Here is a 14,670-nt window from a genome sequence, read left to right on the forward strand (position 1 = left end):
GAGATGTTATAAACTGCTATCAAAATTAAACTACTAAACACTATTCCTTATCTTAGCCGGGTATGAAAAAAATGCTGTTGCTCTTTGGGTTGGGCATAACCATCATGAGCGCTAAAGCCCAGTTAACACCTTTTGAATTAAGTAAGGATAAAAACTATACGGCTACCTACGCCGAGGTAATGGCTTACTACCCCAAGCTGGCTAAACAATATCCACAGCAATTGAAGCTGTTTAATTATGGCATTACCGATGCCGGCAAGCCCTTAACGCTGGCCGTGATATCTAAAGACGGCGTTTTCGATCCGGCTAAAATAAAGCAGCAAAATAAGCGGGTTATCCTCATCAACAACGGCATTCACCCCGGCGAGCCCGAGGGTATTGATGCCAGTATGATGCTGGTGCGCGACCTGCTGAAGAAGAACCAATTGCCCAAAGATGTAGTGGTCTGCTTTATTGTGTTGTACAACATTGATGGCAGCCTAAACCGGGGACTATCGCGCGTGAGCCAGAACGGTCCGCGGGCTTATGGTTTCCGTGGCAATTACCGCAACCTCGATTTGAACCGCGATTTCATCAAGGCCGATAGCCGCAATGCGCTGGCCTTTATGCAGATCTTAAATACCTGGCAGCCCGAGGTATTTTTGGATAACCATGCCAGTAACGGGTCAGACTATCAATACGTGATGACACTTATAGAAACGCAAAAAGACAAGCAGCACCCGGTACTGGCCCAATATACCAGCAAAACACTATCGCCCGAATTGTATAAACGCATGGCCAAAAGCGGTTTTGAAATGACGCCTTACGTGGAAAGTTTGAAAACTACGCCCGACTCGGGTATTGTGGCTTTTATTGAAACGCCGCGCTTTTCTACCGGGTATACGGTACAGCACAACATTATTAGCTATGTGACCGAAACCCACATGCTGAAATCGTACGAGAAAAAGGTGTATGCCACTTACGATTTCATGCAGCACCTTATTGATATTTGCCAGCGTGATGCCAAACAGATAGGCGAACTGAAATACCAGGCCGACGAGCAGGTAAAACAGCAGCAGACCTTTGCCTTGAACTGGTCTTTAGATGAGCAAAAGTACGACATGATCAGCTTTAAAGGTTACCAGGCCGGTTACAAACCAAGCGACATAAGTGGCCTGCCCCGCTTGTATTATGACCGCAGCAAGCCCTTTACCAAGTCCATTAAATACTATAACACCTACAAAGCCAGCGTAACGGCCGATAAGCCCGTGGCCTATGTTATACCCCAGGCCTGGGGCAAGATCATTGATCTGTTTAAGTTGAACAAGGTAGCTATGCGCCGTTTAAAGCACGACACCACCCTCGCGGTGCAAACCTATTATATTGCCGATTATAAAACCGGCCAGCGCCCCTATGAAGGCCATTACCTGCACAACGGCGTAAAGCTTACTACACTAGATAACAATAAAGTTAAATTTTATGAGGGCGATTACGTAGTATATACCAACCAGGCCATTAACCGTTATATTGTAGAAACACTGGAGCCGCAGGGTGTGGATTCGTTTTTTGCCTGGAACTTTTTTGATTCGATGCTGAGCCAGAAAGAGCATTATTCTGATTACGTATTTGAAGACATTGCCTTTGAGTACTTGAAGAAGCACCCCGAACTGCAAAAGCTTTTAGACGACGAAAAAGCGAAGAACCCGCAACTGGCCAAAAGTGCTGGTGCACAACTGGAATTTGTGTATCGCAATTCGCCTTTTTACGAGCAAACATACATGCGTTACCCCGTAGGGCGTTTACTAAACAATACCCAACTCGACCTTCAATAATATGGAACAATACTTATTAGTAGCGCCGGTAGCCTCAATACTGTTTGTGGTAACTATCGTGCTATCGCTTATTGCATTTTATAACGAAAGGATATACGGCGCCTTCATGCTGCACCCTTACAGTATAGCCCGCGGCGAAAGGGTGTATACCATCATCACCAGTGGCTTTATTCACCGCGACTGGATGCACCTGTTCTTTAACATGTTCTCGTTTTTTGCCTTTGCTTTTCAGTTAGAGTATACGCTGGGGCACTGGCAGTTTGCCTTACTGTATATGGCCAGCCTTATACTGAGCGACCTGCCTACCATTAGCAAGCATAAAGATGATTACGGGTATCATAGCCTGGGCGCCTCAGGAGCCATCAGCGCGGTGGTGTTTAGCTTTATTATGTTTAACCCCATGGCCGAGCTGCAGATATTTCCAATTCCTATCCCTATCAAAGCCATAATTTTCGGGGTACTGTACCTCGTGTACTGCGTATATGCATCCAAGCAATCGCGCGATACCATTAACCACGATGCCCACTTTTTTGGGGCATTAAGCGGAGTAATGATTACGATATTGTTGTACCATGAGGTAGTGCAGATATTTATACAGCAGTTGGGGTTTTAGGAAACCATAAAAACATGTCATTGCGAGCGATTGGGTGGCAATCTCACGCATTCAATAACCATCCTATATTTTTTATTGTCAGTCTGAGCTTGTCGAAGACTTAGGCAGATGTACACGTCTTCGACAAGCTCAGACTGACAGATCGGAGACCTTTAACTATTGCAGAAAATCATTTACAGTGCTAACCGCTGCAAATACATTTGTATCGTGTTCTCTAACCCGTAATACAGCGCATCGCTTATAAGCGCGTGGCCTATGCTTACTTCTTGCAGGCCGGGTACGTTTTGAGCAAAGTATTTAAGGTTGTGCAGGTCCAGATCGTGACCGGCGTTTAAGCCTAAGCCTACTTTTTGCGCCATTTCGGCAGCTTGAATGTAGGGCGCACAGGCCAGTTCAATACCCTGATGGTAGTGACTGGCGTAAGCCTCGGTGTATAGTTCCACGCGGTCGGTGCCGGTTTCGGCGGCGGCTTCTACCATGTCTACCAGCGGATCAACAAATAATGAAACCCGGATGCCTTCATCATGAAAGCACTTTACCATATCCTGCAGGTAACGTTTGTGGGTAATGGTATCCCAGCCGTGGTTAGAGGTAAGCTGGTTTAAGCCATCGGGCACCAGGGTTACCTGTTCGGGCTTTACCTCAAGCACCATATTTACAAACTTCTTCTCTTCGCAGTTACCTTCAATATTAAACTCGGTGGTCACAGTTTCTTTCAACGCGTAAACATCGGCGTACCTGATGTGTCGCTCATCGGGCCGCGGGTGCACAGTTATGCCCTGCGCGCCGAAGCGTTCGCAATCTTTAGAAACTTGTATCAGATCGGGGTTGTTACCACCGCGTGAGTTACGCAAAGTGGCTATTTTATTAACGTTGACAGAAAGGCGGATCATGGGCTATGATTTAGTAGTTTGTTTTATGCAGGGTTTAAAGAATTAAATAATGTCATTGCGAGCGATAGCGTGGCAATCCCATCCGAACTGGCCGCTTTGAGATTGCCACGTCGCTATCGCTCCTCGCAATGACATAAATATATTAAAACCTGACATGCGTATACTGCAAACATATTTATAATTGATTTGATTTGTACAACATGATAAAACCTATTTGCCGATACCTTTTTACTGCCATGTTACTACTGCTTTACCACCGCACTATGGCGCAAACCACTTATGCCGATATAAAAAATTACAAAGTATTTTATGGCTGGGCTAAACATGCTCCGCAAGACTGGATCATACTACGGCAGTTTGAAAATACAGGTAAAACCTATTTGCTGCTGGTAAACCCTCAAACGCTCGAAACAAAAGTGAACGAGGCGGCTTTTTACCAGATCAAACCCATGACCTGGGTGCAGGTGCGTGATTTTTTCAAAAGCACACCCTATCAAAAAGCATTGAACAAGGCCGAAAACCAGTCTGTAATGGTGCAGGATGCCGGGATAGAACGTGGGTTGCCCAAAGAAACAGGGATAAGTTTGACAGCCGATCTTTGCCCCTCGCATCGCCCGCTGGACAGGGGCATTATTACCGATATGTTTACCGCCTTTCAGCAAGTGGAGCGACCGGTACCCATTGCGCTGTCGGTTACGGGCATTTGGATGAACAAGCATCAAGCCGATCTGGCATGGCTCAAGCAAATGCAGCAAAAGGGCGAGATCTACATTACCTGGATCAATCACTCTTATAACCACCGCGTAAGCAGAACGTTACCCCTCACGCAAAACTTTTTGCTGGAGAATGGTACAGACATTAACTACGAAGTGCTGGAAACTGAAAAAGACATGCTGAAGAATAGCCTGCTTCCCTCGGTTTTTTTCCGCTTTCCGGGACTAGTGTCTGACCAAACCTTGGTTAAGCAAATAACCGGTTATGGCTTAATACCTATTGGTACCGATGCCTGGCTGGCCAAGGGGCAGCAACCGCAGGCGGGCAGTATTGTTCTTATTCACGGCAACGGTAACGAACCTGTAGGCGTGCAGGATTTTATTAAGCTCCTCAAAAGCAAAGCGCCCAGCATTGCCAAAAAGCAGTGGCTACTATACGATTTGCATGAAACCGTAGATGAAGAATTTGATGGAAATAACTAATGGCTTACTTACCGGTGCTTTTCAACGCCCAATAAACTAAAACCGGCTGAAACAGTAACCGGGTAAATCTCTTTTCATTGGTATCTAAACCAAAGGCCGACCTTTTATTTGCATACTGCGATATATTGCCCGGAAATACTGCGGTGAAAAAAGCGGCAGCTAACTGTCCAACTTTAGCTTCATGTTTTTTGGGGGTAAGCACCAAAGCGCTGCCTAAAGCAATTTCGGCAATACCCGAGTAAACCACCGTATCATCAATAGGCAACGGAACCCAATCAGGCACCTGCGCCCTAAAATCTTTGCGGGCAAAGGTGAGGTGGCTTATGCCTGCAAATATGAGGTTAGCACCTAATAAAATGCGGGCGGCGTTCTTGATGGTTTCTTCTTTCATGGTAATTTAAGTTTACAATAACTGTTCCATGAATTACCCAAATAGGCATTTAGTAATTCCCTGCTAAAGCAACAATAATTCTGTACCCGTCTGGGTCAATATAGCAGCAACCGTTAACGTTCCAGTAAGGGTTTTTAGCGGGTATCCTTTTTATATGGTACGCTTCAAATTTTTGCTGTAAAGCTTCATAATCAACTATTGAGTTCTGATAGAACACCAGTAAATCATCATCATCCGGCTCGTGCTGCGGTGCATGGACAGAGGTGGTAAACTCCAGATGCCAGCCAGTGTTTTTCAAACCTAAAAATACGCCGTTGTAGCCGTTATGATCCTCAAAACTTCCTAATATTTCCAACTCCAGCAAGTCATGATAGAAAGATATGATTTGCTCTAAATTAGCCGTGTGCCGTGCTACTCTTAATTTCATAACGCCTGACTACTATAAACCACGCCGGCGCCATTCACAAAGAATGAATTTACGGTTACAGGCAACTTGCCTGCGGGGTTTAACTGCCTGGTCATTACTTTAGATGCTGCACGCTGCATACTATCTTCCTTTTGGTAGCAGGCCAGCAAAGCGCCACTCCTTTCAATACCCGGCATACCGGCAAGGGTGTAAGGGTTGGCAAACACGCTGATGGCAGCATTAGGGTTACCGGCTAATTGGATAATGCAGTTTTTAACATCGGCATTAAAATCGAGCTTACTTCCGGGGCGCAGGCGGGTATCATGCACGCCTACAATAATTTGGCTGTAACCCCGCAAATCGCTCAGCAACTTATTTACCTCTGTGGCCGATGCACCTTTATCTAAATTATATAGCGTACTGTTGGTATAAGTATTAGCCAGTTCCTGCTGGTAAACGGTGGGTGTTGTTGTACCAATACTTACCAAAGCGGTTCTCTGTAAAAAGTTCATGCGTTGCAGCAGGCCATTATCTTGCAGCAGGGTTACGGCGGCATCGCTTAATTGCTGCACCAGGTTTTTGGCATCGGTGCGGTTCAGGTCCTGGTTGATGTTCTGCAAATCGGTCGGTTTGTAATGCTGCAGACCAACAAAATATTTAGCTGCTAACACCTTTTTTACCTTAGTATCCAGTTCGGCTTCGGTTATTTGTCCTTTGCGTATGGCTACTTTAATTTTTCTAATAGCGCGGCAAGAGTTCTCCGATAGTTCAATGATATCATTACCCGCCATAAACGCCCTTAGATCGGCTTCGCCATCAGGAAAATACTTAACCACGCCTTTCATCTCCATGGCATCAGATACAACCAACCCTTTAAAGCCCAGCGAATCTTTCAAGATACCCGTTACAATAGGGCGCGATAAAGAAGATGGCAGATTTTTAGTGGCATCAAGCGCCGGTATGCTCATGTGCGCTATCATAACCCCGCTAATACCGGCCGCTATGGCCTGTTTAAAAGGGTATTCTTCTAACGTATCTAACCGCGTACGGCTGAAATTCAATAACGGTAAATCATAGTGCGAATCCACATTGGTATCGCCATGGCCGGGAAAGTGTTTGGCTGTGGTGAGCAAGCCGCCCTGCTGCATACCCTGCATATAGGCTATGGCACGCAGCGCTACTTTATACTTATCATCGCCAAAAGAGCGATAGTTAATAACCGGGTTATTGGGGTTATTATTCACATCAACCACCGGGGCAAAGTTCATGTGGGCACCTATGCGCTTAAAATCGTAGGCAACTTCACGGCCCATTTGGTTCAATAGCTTATCGTCCTGAATAGCACCCAGGGTCATTTGGTAAGGGTACGATATCGTGGAATCCAATCGCATGCCCAGTCCCCATTCGCCATCCATAGCAATCAACAGCGGTATTTTGGTAATCTTCTGGTATTGGTTGGTTAGATCGGCCTGCCTTGCCGGGCCTCCCTGAAAGAAAACCAATCCGCCCGGTTGCTCTTTTTTAATCACTTTGGCTACCGAATCAGCATAGGCTTTGCCCTTATTGGTATGTGCCCGCACAAAAAACAGTTGCGAAACTTTGTGCTTACGGTTAAGGGTATGAAATACCGAATCTACCCACTGGTTTTGAGCACTTAGCAAGTCTATATATGAAGCCTGCTGGGCAAAACTCATCCCGGTAGTGCCGGTTAGCATGGCCGCAAGCAATAAGTATTTTTTCATCATCAAAAATAATTTCACACCAAAAGTAACGAAACCTGAATAGCATAATTGCAAAACCCCGGTAATGTTTAAGGATATACGTAAAATTTATTTCAGGCGGTTAATAAACCAATTGCATTTATTGCCATCTATAAATCATTCAGTTTGAAAATTAAACTTATACATGATGAAAAAATTATTTTTTGTAGCCATGGTGCTGCTCATAGCCGGCTCGGCCGATGCACAACGACGTAACCAATACCGCAGGCAACGGGTGAGTGATGATTTTTACCGCCCCCGCGTGGGTTTAACCGGCGGTTTAAATATTGCCAACACGGTAAGTTCGCGTAACTCCGACTTTAGTACCAATACCAAGCTTGGTGCTAACTTTGGCTTGTTTGTAGATGTACCTATCATTTACCCACTATCTTTCCAACCCGAAATTTTGTACTCGCAAAAAGGCTACCGCGCCCAAACCGTATATGGCGATTTTGCACAGCGCGCCAATTTTATAGATGTGCCGTTACTTGCTAAAATTAAATTGGCACCGGCGTTCAACGTACTGGTCGGTCCGCAGATATCGTTTTTAATGAATACCCGCAACACTTACTACGATGGCTTTACCGTTTTGCAGCAAGACAGATATACTTACAATGGCGATAAAACCTTTGTAGGCGGCGTAATAGGCATTGCCCTCGATTTAAACCGCAACGTAGACCTGCGTGGCCGCTACAATATCGACTTCCAGGAAAACAATCCCAACGGAAGCTCGGGCACCCCGGCATTCCGTAACCAGGTTTGGCAAATTGGCTTGGGCTTTAAATTTTAAAAAGCCCCTCCCAACCCTCCCCGGGAGGGAGGGCTCTTGATAAAGGTTTCAAATATTATTAGAGGCTATTTCTTAGATGAAATAGCTTTTTTTGTGAATGGATTTCAATATGCCTTAACCCCTCCCAACCCTCCATAGAGGGTTGGGAGGGGTTAAGGTGGCTTTTTGTAGCCATATATTTACACCACTTTAATAACAGTAATACCAAAGAAGCGTTAATGGATAAGGGAATTTTAATTATCTGCCCTATACTTGCAACTATATAAAAGCTAATGGAGAAAAATCTGATCAACGACGCGCCAAAAAAACCAAGCTACGATTTTGTTGATCATATTCGCTGCCTGGCCATCATGATCATTGTGGCCGAGCATAGCTTAGGCGCTTATGCTTTTGAGCAGCAAGACGACAGGTACTGGCCCTACATCGGCATTATACAATTTACAAAGTTTGGCACCATCGCATTCTTTTTGCTGGCAGGATTTTTAATTGGTGAAAAGTTTACCGATTATACACCGGGTCAATATTTGAAACGCAGGTTTTCAAGCACCTTTGGCCCATGGTTATTATGGTCAATAGTATACATATTATGCTACGTTATAAACCTGGCGGTTAAGGGGCATATGTACCATGAAGAAAGTGTTACCCTGGCCAATGTTTTACCCTTTATTAAAACAACTTACCTGTATACCAATTACTGGTTCATTATTAATTTTATGGTAAGTATTGCGTTACTGCTTGTCTTTAAGAGATACCTATATTCCATGATTTTTGGCGCAGTGCTATTAACTTTTACCCTATTTTACTGCATTAACATCCATTATGAATGGATAGACCCCAGCCATACCATTGCCATATTAGGGTTCATTTTCTTTTTATGGCTGGGTGCACAGCTCCGCAAAAACTGGCACATTATATCAGCCTGGCTCCAACGCATGCCCTACTGGCCGTTTATATTGTGCGTACTTTTAGCCTACGGGCTTTCCATATATGAGATAGTTGCTTTGAAGCAAAATCATAGCAGGGATCCTTCAAATACATTACGCTTTAGCAATATTTTGTATTCGCTTACTACTTTCACGTTATTCTTAAAAATAGGAAAATTCAACTTTTTAGCGTTTCTTAAACCCCGCGAAACTACCTTTGGCATCTACCTCATCCATTTTATCCTGGTCGTTTTTTTGATCCCCGAAATATTTCGTCCTTTTCATTTAGAGTTACAGGACCAGCCTGCACTGCCCTTTTTCGGGATAAAATTCATTGCTTTTTTACTGGTATATTTTATAACCTGGGGACTGGTAATGCTGCTTAACAAAACTAAGGCAAGGCGCCTGGTGGGTAATTAATGCAGGTATTATTTATTAAAAGATTTTAGCCACCTTTTTAAACGCCTGCTTAACTTATTATGCTTTTTGTAAAGCGCTTTTAAATTAAATTCGTATTCGAGTATAAAATGATCGGCTTGCTTTTGTGGAAGTATGTAAAGCGGATGTGTAATATCTCCTAATTCGCACAATGGTATATTAGCATATTTAGATGCTGAACTTGCCGTATGTGTAGCACTAACGCCAAAACCAATATTGCTTATTAAATTTTGGTTAGGAATAATTGATAAGCCATTATTGAAAAAGTTTATAAACGTAAGCTGGTAATCCCATGTATCTATTTCGCCGGCTTTTAGTTTTTCAAAAATGTATTCCCAGCTATCAATAATCAAAGGATCAGTAAATATTTGTTCCATCTGAAACCTTGTCTCAAAAGATTGATACCGACTCAAGGTTTTATCATACTGCTGCCAAACCCGCCTCCAGCTTGCCCAGCCCCAAACATGGGTTAAGTTTGAAAAATAATAGGAAGCACCACCCCTGGTTTCCCCCATTTGAAGGTTGCAGCCGGTAATATGCCTTATACGGTTATCGTAACGGTACTTTGCCAGCATTTCATCACAAAAAGCAAAAAAGCTATGCGCCGGCAAACAATCATCTTCTAAAATTACCCCTTCTTCTTCCTGCTCAAAAAACCAGTTAATGGCCGATGATACGGCATCTTTGCAACCCAAGTTATTATCCCTGAAAAGCGTTTTTACTTCGCAGGGCCAATCTACCTGTTGGGCAATACCACGCACTTGCAAGCAAAGCGCTTTATCTTCAGCAACACCCATGCGGGGACCGTCTGCAGCAATGTACAAGTGCATAGGCCTTGCATCCCTAATCCGGCTAAACACCTGCTGGGTGGTATCAGGGCGATTAAAAACGATGAACAATACGGACGACTGCACTTGATAATTTGACTGCGAAGCTTGCATACTGTAAAGATTGTAAATTAAACGCATTTTAACACACCTATTGCCTGTTGCCAATAAAGTATGCACATTTGAACCATGAAAAGCAAAATTACAGGAGGAGATACTACCCTTTTGTTTACAACCAAAGTTCTAAGCAAATATGACGTAAAATATTACCGCTGTAACGACACCGGCTTTATTCAAACTGAAGAACCATATTGGTTAAATGAAGCTTACTCTTCGGCTATAACCAAATTAGATATAGGTTTACCATACCGTAACATTCACCAGTCTGAAAGCGTAGGAAAAGTTCTGCTTACTTCTTTTAATAAGCATGCAAAATTTTTAGATTATGCAGGTGGTTATGGTCTATTTACCCGCTTAATGCGCGACAAAGGCTTTGATTTTTATAACACAGACAAATATTGTCAAAACTTATTTGCCGACTACTTCGACCTTAAAGACCTGCCCAGTACTACCCGTTTTGAGTTAACAACCGCTTTTGAAGTTTTTGAACACCTATCTCAACCAGCCACTGAAATGAAAGAGATGTTAAATTATGCTGATAATTTGTTGTTCAGTACAGAGCTACAGCCAACTCATGTAGTATCGGTTGATGATTGGTGGTATTTCGCGCCGGAAACAGGCCAGCATATTTCCTTTTATACCGAAGCTGCGCTGGCCCACCTGGCTAAACAGGCCGGTTACAATTTCTATACAGATAGGCATTCACTACACTTATACACGAAACAGGAATTTAAGAGTAACCCGCTTATACAACCTAAAGACAGCTTTTTATTACGCAAAGCCAAAAAGTTTGTACGTAAAACCGAGCAAAAGAAATATACTTATCCCGAAAGTCGGCTCATGAAGGATTATGAATTCATTAAGAGTAAGCTCATCTAAAACCTTTTTAACCTGTTTAGATAAATCGTTTACAGAAATATTTTAAGGCATTACTATCTTCAAAAAACTCAATTTGCCATTATTGTAATAACAGTAGGTGCATATATCTACCTATTGTGTTTAATATTGAATGTAAGGCAACTAATCATCGCATACGATGATTAGTTGCCTTATAGAGTTAAATAAAAAGTCTTAAATACATTTATTAATTGTAATCTGACAATTCAAATTGATCACCATACTTAACCCATTCATAATTTCCATTATACCAAAGTTCAGGGGTCAAATTGCCAAAGTGCGAACTTACTGCACCATAAGGAGTATCTGAACAAGCTATAATTATGTAAACTTCAAAGTTGTTGTGTATAGTTGGAGTTCCAGCAACTTGATGCACTGTTGGATTTTTCCATTTAGATGGCCAAAACTCAATTAGTTGACCATTATCTTGTAAATAGAAGAAGGGATATGCATAATCATTAGGCAAATACTGGTTATTGCTATACCTGAAAGTAGATCCCCCCAAATCATATACCTGGGTAGACCAATCAGGAGTACTGTTTCGTGTTGTACCTTTATATGCAACCAAGTTTCCTTCAGACTGAAGGATCACCGAAGCTACAGTATTATATCTGTAAACACTATTATTTGCCCAGATTGCTGTTTCACTTCCATCACTATTTTTCCTATACAAAACTATATTGCCTGCTGTTTGTAAAGTGAGCCTGTAAGTTTGATTAGGAGAATAAATAGACTGGCCAGGAGAAAGAACTGGCAAATTATCATTCATTTCAATTCTGGTTCCGCTTGGTAAGGGTTCTCGAACTGTATTGAATCTATAATTGCTTGTTCTATAATAATCTGGAAACTTTAATGGTTGACCAGTATATAAATCATTAGTTGTATAAGTTGGAGGTATAACTGTTGTATTTGTAGTTTGATAGCTCTGGAATGACTGTTGAAGTTGATCACCACAACAATATGTAAAAAGAAACAATCTATTATTAGTTATTTGATCTGCTGTTACGTTAAAAGAAAAAACTCTAATAGCATAAATCATTCCTCCCCCCGAACTCTGAAAATGAGATGCATTAATGATGTAGGGTCCGCCTAAAATCACTTTTTGACCATTGCTATTAATTGTCCCAACTGCAAATTTTATTGTAAAATCATCTTCACCATAATTTCTTGAACAGTAAATTTCGCCGGACACTTCCGTTGATGTACTACCAACGAATATGTTATCTCCAACTAATGTCCTAGTTAGCTTCCAGCCCGTAATGTTAGCTGCACCTGCAAATTCAGACAACAACAAAAAAAATATAATTATAAGTAATCTACTTTTCATATGTGCTCTTTGTGTAAGGAACGTTAGGATAAGCTTTAGACAAATCATAAAACTTAATTAATGTAACTTTTGAAACTTTGGCAGTGTTATTTATACTAAATTCTTCCTTAGCATCATTATACTGAATTAAATTTACATTTACGCCAGCCGTTTTAGCAAAGTAGTTTTTTAGTTCTACCATTTGAACAGATTGTTCTATCTGGGCTTGAGGAATTACTGCTTGTTCAGTTTTACAACTAAATAAGCTTTGCATAAGAATTACCCCTAGGGCAATCCTTATATATGTTGGTTTAGGATTCATATAAGTGTTGCAAATTAACATTAATAATTAACCAATACTATATTGTTTTGTTAATTATATGTTAATTATGCACATACATTATTGTAAACCTACTACCCCTCCTGAAAAGTTTGCATATCAATGAGCTTACGGTATAAGCCGTTTTGCTGTATCAGTTCCTGGTGCTTGCCTTGCTCAACAATGCGTCCGTTTTCTAACACCACAATGATATCGGCATTTTGAATGGTGCTTAAACGGTGCGCAATAACCAGCGAGGTACGGTTAACCATCAAATTGTTCAGGGCATCCTGCACCAGTTTTTCCGATTCGGTATCTAAAGCAGAGGTAGCTTCATCCAGCAGCATAATGGGTGGATTGCTTAACACTGCACGAGCTATGGATATACGTTGCTTTTGCCCACCCGATAGCTTGGTACCGCGATCGCCCACGTTGGTTTGGTAACCCTCATCGGTAGCCATAATAAAGTTATGCGCATTGGCAATACGGGCAGCAGCTTCAACCTCCTGCTGCGTAGCCCAGGGCTTGGCAAAGGCTATGTTATTATAAATAGTATCATTAAATAAAATAGATTCCTGGTTTACTACGCCCATTAAGCTGCGCAGCGATTCCATGGTCACCCCTTTCAAATCATGACCATCGATCATTACTTTGCCATCCTTAGGATCAATAAAACGAGGGATCAAATCCATCATGGTAGATTTACCGCCACCCGAGGGGCCTACCAGCGCTACCGTTTTACCTTTAGGGATCACCAGGTTTACGCCCGATAACACCTCGTTGTCGCCATAGGCAAAAGATACGTTTTCAAAAGTGATGCCCTGCTCAAAACCGGTCAGTTTTATAGCATCGGGCGCATCGGTAATCAATGGTTTTTCATCTATCAGTTCCAGCACACGTTCGCCTGCGGCAATACCCGAGTGTATGCTGCTAAAGGAGTCGGAAATAGCCTTGGCCGGGCGCGTAACCTGCGAGAACATAGCGATATAGCCAATAAATGCTGCCGGACTCAAAGTAGACTGCCCATTCAAAATTAAATAACCGCCATATAATACAATACAGGCAATCATGGTGACACCCAAAGTTTCAGATACGGGCGATGCCAGCTGCTGCCTGCGGGCCATCGCTTTAACTAACCCTGTGTATTTAACGTTCTGCTCGTTAAAGCGGTCTTTAGTATAGTTACTTGCGTTGAACGCTTTGATGATTCTGATGCCGGATAAGGCTTCGTCCAGGTAGCTGAGCATTGTTCCATAAGTCCGTTGCGAGTCAACAGCCTGTTGCTTTAATTTTTTCACAATTCGTGAGATGAAGAAAGCAGAGATGGGTATAACAAGCAGCGAGTAAATAGTCAGGTTGGTGGAGATAGAAAAGAGCACGAATACGTAGAAGATCATTTGTAAAGGCTCCTTAAATATAACCTGTAAAGTGCCGGTTACCGAAAACTGAACGATCTGCACATCGGCCGAAACCTTTGACATAATATCGCCTTTACGCTCGTTGTTAAAATAGCCCAAATGCAAATCGAGCACATTACCAAATACTGCTCTGCGTATATTGAGCAGCGTATGCGCCCGCATGTTTTCCATGATACGCTGCGAAAGGTAACGGAACATATTGGCCAGTAATACCGATACCACAATAGTTCCGCATACAAATTTCAAAGCACCCCAGGGGCCGTGCAAAGCAATCATCAGGTTTACATAGTAATCAAAAAATGCGCTGAAGTCGAAAATAGATGGTTTAGGCATTGCATTAAGCGCATCCAAAGAAACTGTTGCCTTATGGTTAGAAAACAGTGTTTGCAGTAATGGTATAAGCAGCGCTAAGTTTAACGTATTAAATACAATGGCAAAAAAAGTGGTAAAAAAGTAGGGTATGGCAAACTTCTCTATGGGTTTGGCAAATTTGAGCAGCCTGAAGTATGTTTTCATTCACAATAGTTAACCCGCAAAAATAACTAAAATTGTTAAGGCTGGT

The 14,670-nt window shown here is 42.4% G+C and carries 14 protein-coding genes; 6 read left to right on the forward strand and 8 right to left on the reverse strand.

What is annotated here, in order from left to right; all coding sequences use genetic code 11:
* Window positions 1-62 precede the first annotated feature (62 nt).
* Window positions 63-1,811 (forward strand): M14 family zinc carboxypeptidase, encoded by a 1,749-nt coding sequence (locus IEV61_RS19160; RefSeq protein ID WP_188418679.1) that lies wholly within the window; start codon window positions 63-65, stop codon window positions 1,809-1,811.
* Window position 1,812: 1 nt separating this feature from the next.
* On the forward strand, window positions 1,813-2,424 hold the full coding sequence (locus IEV61_RS19165) for a rhomboid family intramembrane serine protease (RefSeq protein ID WP_188418680.1): 612 nt from the start codon (window positions 1,813-1,815) through the stop codon (window positions 2,422-2,424).
* A 173-nt stretch (window positions 2,425-2,597) separates the two neighbouring features.
* Here the strand turns inward: IEV61_RS19165 and IEV61_RS19170 are convergent, their stop codons facing one another.
* On the reverse strand, window positions 2,598-3,317 hold the full coding sequence (locus IEV61_RS19170; protein ID WP_188418681.1) for a pyridoxine 5'-phosphate synthase: 720 nt from the start codon (window positions 3,315-3,317) through the stop codon (window positions 2,598-2,600).
* Between the two features lie 236 nt (window positions 3,318-3,553).
* On the opposite strand from IEV61_RS19170, the gene IEV61_RS19175 reads away from it, so the two are divergent.
* A complete protein-coding gene (locus tag IEV61_RS19175; protein ID WP_229747216.1) occupies window positions 3,554-4,513 on the forward strand; it encodes a polysaccharide deacetylase family protein in 960 nt (319 codons plus the stop codon).
* Window positions 4,514-4,517: 4 nt separating this feature from the next.
* Here the strand turns inward: IEV61_RS19175 and IEV61_RS19180 are convergent, their stop codons facing one another.
* The 3 genes from IEV61_RS19180 to IEV61_RS19190 are packed head-to-tail and all read right to left on the reverse strand — an operon-like array spanning window position 4,518 to window position 7,055.
* Window positions 4,518-4,904, reverse strand: coding sequence for a DoxX family protein (locus IEV61_RS19180; protein WP_188418683.1), 387 nt, complete (start codon window positions 4,902-4,904; stop codon window positions 4,518-4,520).
* Between the two features lie 49 nt (window positions 4,905-4,953).
* On the reverse strand, window positions 4,954-5,331 hold the full coding sequence (locus tag IEV61_RS19185) for a VOC family protein (RefSeq protein ID WP_188418684.1): 378 nt from the start codon (window positions 5,329-5,331) through the stop codon (window positions 4,954-4,956).
* Window positions 5,328-7,055 (reverse strand): glycoside hydrolase family 3 protein, encoded by a 1,728-nt coding sequence (locus IEV61_RS19190; RefSeq protein WP_308472347.1) that lies wholly within the window; start codon window positions 7,053-7,055, stop codon window positions 5,328-5,330. Before IEV61_RS19190 ends, IEV61_RS19185 begins: the two co-directional genes overlap by 4 nt.
* Window positions 7,056-7,215: 160 nt before the next feature.
* On the opposite strand from IEV61_RS19190, the gene IEV61_RS19195 reads away from it, so the two are divergent.
* The gene (locus IEV61_RS19195; protein WP_188418685.1) at window positions 7,216-7,860 is read left to right on the forward strand and encodes a porin family protein; all 645 of its coding nucleotides are present in this window, start codon (window positions 7,216-7,218) and stop codon (window positions 7,858-7,860) included.
* Between the two features lie 272 nt (window positions 7,861-8,132).
* A complete protein-coding gene (locus IEV61_RS19200; protein ID WP_188418686.1) occupies window positions 8,133-9,203 on the forward strand; it encodes an acyltransferase family protein in 1,071 nt (356 codons plus the stop codon).
* 8 nt (window positions 9,204-9,211) lie between these two features.
* Here the strand turns inward: IEV61_RS19200 and IEV61_RS19205 are convergent, their stop codons facing one another.
* The gene (locus IEV61_RS19205) at window positions 9,212-10,162 is read right to left on the reverse strand and encodes a nucleotide-diphospho-sugar transferase (protein WP_188418687.1); all 951 of its coding nucleotides are present in this window, start codon (window positions 10,160-10,162) and stop codon (window positions 9,212-9,214) included.
* 75 nt (window positions 10,163-10,237) lie between these two features.
* Here IEV61_RS19205 and IEV61_RS19210 point away from each other — a divergent pair, with 75 nt between their 5' ends.
* Complete coding sequence (locus IEV61_RS19210) at window positions 10,238-11,047, forward strand: class I SAM-dependent methyltransferase (protein ID WP_188418688.1); 810 nt, start codon at window positions 10,238-10,240, stop codon at window positions 11,045-11,047.
* 205 nt (window positions 11,048-11,252) lie between these two features.
* On the opposite strand, the gene IEV61_RS19215 is transcribed toward IEV61_RS19210, so the two are convergent.
* From IEV61_RS19215 to IEV61_RS19225, 3 genes are all read right to left on the reverse strand, one after another.
* Window positions 11,253-12,392 carry a hypothetical protein gene (locus tag IEV61_RS19215; protein WP_188418689.1) on the reverse strand — a complete coding sequence of 380 codons (1,140 nt, stop codon included), beginning with the start codon at window positions 12,390-12,392 and terminating at the stop codon, window positions 11,253-11,255.
* Window positions 12,382-12,693: a hypothetical protein gene (locus tag IEV61_RS19220; protein ID WP_188418690.1), complete on the reverse strand. Its 312-nt coding sequence runs from the start codon at window positions 12,691-12,693 to the stop codon at window positions 12,382-12,384. The genes IEV61_RS19215 and IEV61_RS19220 overlap by 11 nt, the downstream gene beginning before the upstream one ends.
* Window positions 12,694-12,785: 92 nt before the next feature.
* Window positions 12,786-14,624 carry an ABC transporter ATP-binding protein gene (locus IEV61_RS19225; RefSeq protein ID WP_188418691.1) on the reverse strand — a complete coding sequence of 613 codons (1,839 nt, stop codon included), beginning with the start codon at window positions 14,622-14,624 and terminating at the stop codon, window positions 12,786-12,788.
* Between the last annotated feature and the right edge of the window lie 46 nt (window positions 14,625-14,670).

The organism is Mucilaginibacter galii, from assembly GCF_014635825.1.
GTDB lineage: Bacteria > Bacteroidota > Bacteroidia > Sphingobacteriales > Sphingobacteriaceae > Mucilaginibacter > Mucilaginibacter galii.

Excerpts from the sequence above, each read along its gene's own strand:
- IEV61_RS19190 (WP_308472347.1), bottom strand. The coding sequence starts at position 7,055 with ATGATGAAAAAATACTTATTGCTTGCGGCCATGCTAACCGGCACTACC.
- IEV61_RS19225 (WP_188418691.1), bottom strand. The coding sequence starts at position 14,624 with ATGAAAACATACTTCAGGCTGCTCAAATTTGCCAAACCCATAGAGAAG.
- IEV61_RS19175 (WP_229747216.1), top strand. The coding sequence starts at position 3,554 with ATGTTACTACTGCTTTACCACCGCACTATGGCGCAAACCACTTATGCC.
- IEV61_RS19180 (WP_188418683.1), bottom strand. The coding sequence starts at position 4,904 with ATGAAAGAAGAAACCATCAAGAACGCCGCCCGCATTTTATTAGGTGCT.
- IEV61_RS19220 (WP_188418690.1), bottom strand. The coding sequence starts at position 12,693 with ATGAATCCTAAACCAACATATATAAGGATTGCCCTAGGGGTAATTCTT.
- IEV61_RS19195 (WP_188418685.1), top strand. The coding sequence starts at position 7,216 with ATGATGAAAAAATTATTTTTTGTAGCCATGGTGCTGCTCATAGCCGGC.
- IEV61_RS19205 (WP_188418687.1), bottom strand. The coding sequence starts at position 10,162 with ATGCAAGCTTCGCAGTCAAATTATCAAGTGCAGTCGTCCGTATTGTTC.
- IEV61_RS19215 (WP_188418689.1), bottom strand. The coding sequence starts at position 12,392 with ATGAAAAGTAGATTACTTATAATTATATTTTTTTTGTTGTTGTCTGAA.
- IEV61_RS19160 (WP_188418679.1), top strand. The coding sequence starts at position 63 with ATGAAAAAAATGCTGTTGCTCTTTGGGTTGGGCATAACCATCATGAGC.
- IEV61_RS19210 (WP_188418688.1), top strand. The coding sequence starts at position 10,238 with ATGAAAAGCAAAATTACAGGAGGAGATACTACCCTTTTGTTTACAACC.
- IEV61_RS19165 (WP_188418680.1), top strand. The coding sequence starts at position 1,813 with ATGGAACAATACTTATTAGTAGCGCCGGTAGCCTCAATACTGTTTGTG.
- IEV61_RS19185 (WP_188418684.1), bottom strand. The coding sequence starts at position 5,331 with ATGAAATTAAGAGTAGCACGGCACACGGCTAATTTAGAGCAAATCATA.
- IEV61_RS19170 (WP_188418681.1), bottom strand. The coding sequence starts at position 3,317 with ATGATCCGCCTTTCTGTCAACGTTAATAAAATAGCCACTTTGCGTAAC.
- IEV61_RS19200 (WP_188418686.1), top strand. The coding sequence starts at position 8,133 with ATGGAGAAAAATCTGATCAACGACGCGCCAAAAAAACCAAGCTACGAT.